The organism is Pseudomonas weihenstephanensis (assembly GCF_001043055.1).
Lineage (GTDB): Bacteria > Pseudomonadota > Gammaproteobacteria > Pseudomonadales > Pseudomonadaceae > Aquipseudomonas > Aquipseudomonas weihenstephanensis.
In genome coordinates this window covers 1-2,931 of record NZ_JYLF01000017.1, presented here as the reverse complement: position 1 = coordinate 2,931, position 2,931 = coordinate 1, and the positions used below count along the sequence as shown (strand labels likewise).

Annotated in this window: 5 protein-coding genes and 2 pseudogenes; all 7 read left to right on the top strand. The window is 46.3% G+C overall.

What is annotated here, in order from left to right; genetic code table 11:
* Window positions 1–90 (top strand): annotated as a pseudogene (locus tag TU86_RS23820) (RHS repeat-associated core domain-containing protein); the annotation flags it as partial.
* Between the two features lie 66 nt (window positions 91–156).
* A complete protein-coding gene (locus TU86_RS22755) occupies window positions 157–444 on the top strand; it encodes a hypothetical protein (RefSeq protein ID WP_204369782.1) in 288 nt (95 codons plus the stop codon).
* Window positions 445–465: 21 nt separating this feature from the next.
* Window positions 466–858 carry an Imm44 family immunity protein gene (locus tag TU86_RS21955; RefSeq protein WP_048366429.1) on the top strand — a complete coding sequence of 131 codons (393 nt, stop codon included), beginning with the start codon at window positions 466–468 and terminating at the stop codon, window positions 856–858.
* Window positions 859–946: 88 nt separating this feature from the next.
* A complete protein-coding gene (locus TU86_RS21950; protein WP_048366428.1) occupies window positions 947–1,210 on the top strand; it encodes a PAAR domain-containing protein in 264 nt (87 codons plus the stop codon).
* A gap of 43 nt (window positions 1,211–1,253) precedes the next feature.
* A pseudogene (locus TU86_RS23545) lies at window positions 1,254–2,042 on the top strand (RHS repeat-associated core domain-containing protein); the annotation flags it as partial.
* Between the two features lie 72 nt (window positions 2,043–2,114).
* Window positions 2,115–2,402 (top strand): hypothetical protein, encoded by a 288-nt coding sequence (locus TU86_RS22750; protein ID WP_204369781.1) that lies wholly within the window; start codon window positions 2,115–2,117, stop codon window positions 2,400–2,402.
* A 21-nt stretch (window positions 2,403–2,423) separates the two neighbouring features.
* Window positions 2,424–2,816: an Imm44 family immunity protein gene (locus TU86_RS21940; protein ID WP_048366426.1), complete on the top strand. Its 393-nt coding sequence runs from the start codon at window positions 2,424–2,426 to the stop codon at window positions 2,814–2,816.
* Window positions 2,817–2,931 lie beyond the last annotated feature (115 nt).

The following is a 2,931-nucleotide window of genomic DNA, read 5'->3' as shown; positions in this document are numbered from 1 at the left end:
AAAGACCCGATCAGCTATGCGGGTGGGTTGAATCTTTACCAATATGCGCCGAATCCAACGGGATGGATCGATCCTCTCGGCTTGTGGAAGGGGCAGCCAAGAAATACAAACGGGACCTTCGGTAAAGGTGCAAATCCTGAAAAGCTATGACCTCCCGTGGCTGATACGACTAAGAAGGTACATGGCAATAGTTTGGACAGTGATGCGCCTGCTATTGGGTACACGTTGAGGGATAGAGATACTTATGAAGTCGCAAAATATGGCGAAACAACCTATGGTAAAAAGCGACATCCTGACAACTACCTAAAGAACGAAGGAGTCATAATGAAAGTTGAAGCATCAGGAAGTAAACGAGAGATGTACCAATGGCAGCACGAAAGGATTTTGGATTACAAAACAAAACATAACGGCCAGCGCCCACGTCTTAATAAAAACGACTATTAAGGAGTCGTGTATGATTTTTTTATGTCAGCTGAAATCGAAGAGGGTGCAGATAAAGGAGAGCGAACCGTAAGAAAAAAAATAGAGCCTCTAATGATAGAGCTCTTGAGTGAAGTAGAATTAGAATCAGGATTAAAAGAATGGAGCTTTATCCCTATAATCATGTCTGATAAATTCATTGCTGGATTCCCTGAATTCGTTAAGCTCAGAAGAAAAGATAAGAGCTTGGATTGCAGAGTGCATATTGAATACGAAAGATTTAAAAGCGCGCACGAACAAGAACAAGTTATGATGGCGCTCGACGCCATGGAACGCTCAATCAAAATGATGGGCAAACAAAAAATAACAGAAAACGATCAAGTAATACTCAAAGATATACTGAGTACGGTTAGAAAAAAACTACTAATCACAAACTAATCATGTTCTTGTGATTGCAGATTATATTTAATTCATTACTTTCAATTTTGTTCACGCTATACAATTACGTAATACACAGACTTACCCTATGAAAGACATCATCCGCCTAGGCGACTCCACCACCCACGGGGGTGTCGTGCTTGAAGCTTTTTACAGGACTGACCTCAACGGTAAACCGATTGCCGGTGTTGGTCATAACGTCAGTTGCCCGTTGTGCAAAGGGGTTTTTCCCATTGCCGAGGGCAGCGCGACTTACTCCGTTGACGGCATTGCCGTTGCACTCGATGGAATGAAAACAGCGTGTGGTGCCGCACTGATTGCCAGTGGCCCGAAAGGCGCAGTCAACCGTTGAACCGCAACACCGTTCTTTAAAAACTGAGCCGGTATGGATTGATATTTACTGTTGGCAAAACGGCCAACAAAACCAAATGCGCTGGGACTTGTTCGACCGACTGGTGCGCTTTGAAGACAACACACTCAGCGTCGACTACGCCTACGACCCGCTGGGGCGGCGCATCCATAAATACTCCAACGCCCACCACAAGCATCGCCCGGAAGCTGGCTCACACTGGAACCAAAACGAACAGGCGCGCAAACAACGGGAACTGGGCTGCGGCTTCACCCTGTTCGGTTGGGACGGAGACACCCTGGCCTGGGAAAGCAGCCCGGCCCAGACCGATGGCGCGGCGGGACGCACGGTCCACTACCTCTACGAACCCGGCACCTTCGTGCCCGTGGCGCAGGCCATGCGGCATCAACCGATCCGCCTGTTGGCGCAGCCGAGTTACGAAGGCGCCTACGATATAGACCAAGATCCGCTGTGGACGCACACCCCGCAAGCGCTGCCGATTGACGTGTTGGCGTGGTACCAATGCGACCACTTGGGCACGCCGCAAGAACTGACCGACCCCAACGGCCAACTCGCCTGGAGCGCGCAGTACAAAGCGTGGGGTGAAATAAAAGAACAGTGTTCGGAATGGGCACATCGTGAGGGGCTGACTAACCCGATCAGATTTCAGGGCCAGTACCACGATCACGAAACAGGGCTGCACTACAATCGCTATCGGTACTATGATCCCCGGGTTGGGCGGTTTATCAGTAAAGACCCGATCAGCTATGCGGGTGGGTTGAATCTTTACCAATATGCGCCGAATCCAACGGGATGGATCGATCCTCTCGGCTTGTGGAAGGGGCAGCCAAGAAATACAAACGGGACCTTCGGTAAAGGTGCAAATCCTGAAAAGCTATGACCTCCCGTGGCTGATACGACTAAGAAGGTACATGGCAATAGTTTGGACAGTGATGCGCCTGCTATTGGGTACACGTTGAGCGATAGAGATACTTATGAAGTCGCAAAATATGGCGAAACAACCTATGGTAAAAAGCGATATCCTGACAACTACCTAAAGAACGAAGGAGTCATAATGAAAGTTGAAGCATCAGGAAGTAAACGAGAGATGTACCAATGGCAGCACGAAAGGATTTTGGATTACAAAACAAAACATAACGGCCAGCGCCCACGTCTTAATAAAAACGACTATTAAGGAGTCGTGTATGATTTTTTTATGTCAGCTGAAATCGAAGAGGGTGCAGATGAAGGAGAGCGAACCGTAAGAAAAAAAATAGAGCCTCTAATGATAGAGCTCTTGAGTGAAGTAGAATTAGAATCAGGATTAAAAGAATGGAGCTTTATCCCTATAATCATGTCTGATAAATTCATTGCTGGATTCCCTGAATTCGTTAAGCTCAGAAGAAAAGATAAGAGCTTGGATTGCAGAGTGCATATTGAATACGAAAGATTTAAAAGCGCGCACGAACAAGAACAAGTTATGATGGCGCTCGACGCCATGGAACGCTCAATCAAAATGATGGGCAAACAAAAAATAACAGAAAACGATCAAGTAATACTCAAAGATATACTGAGTACGGTTAGAAAAAAACTACTAATCACAAACTAATCATGTTCTTGTGATTGCAGATTATATTTAATTCATTACTTTCAATTTTGTTCACGCTATACAATTACGTAATACACAGACTTACCCTATGAAAGACATCATCCGCCTAGGCGAC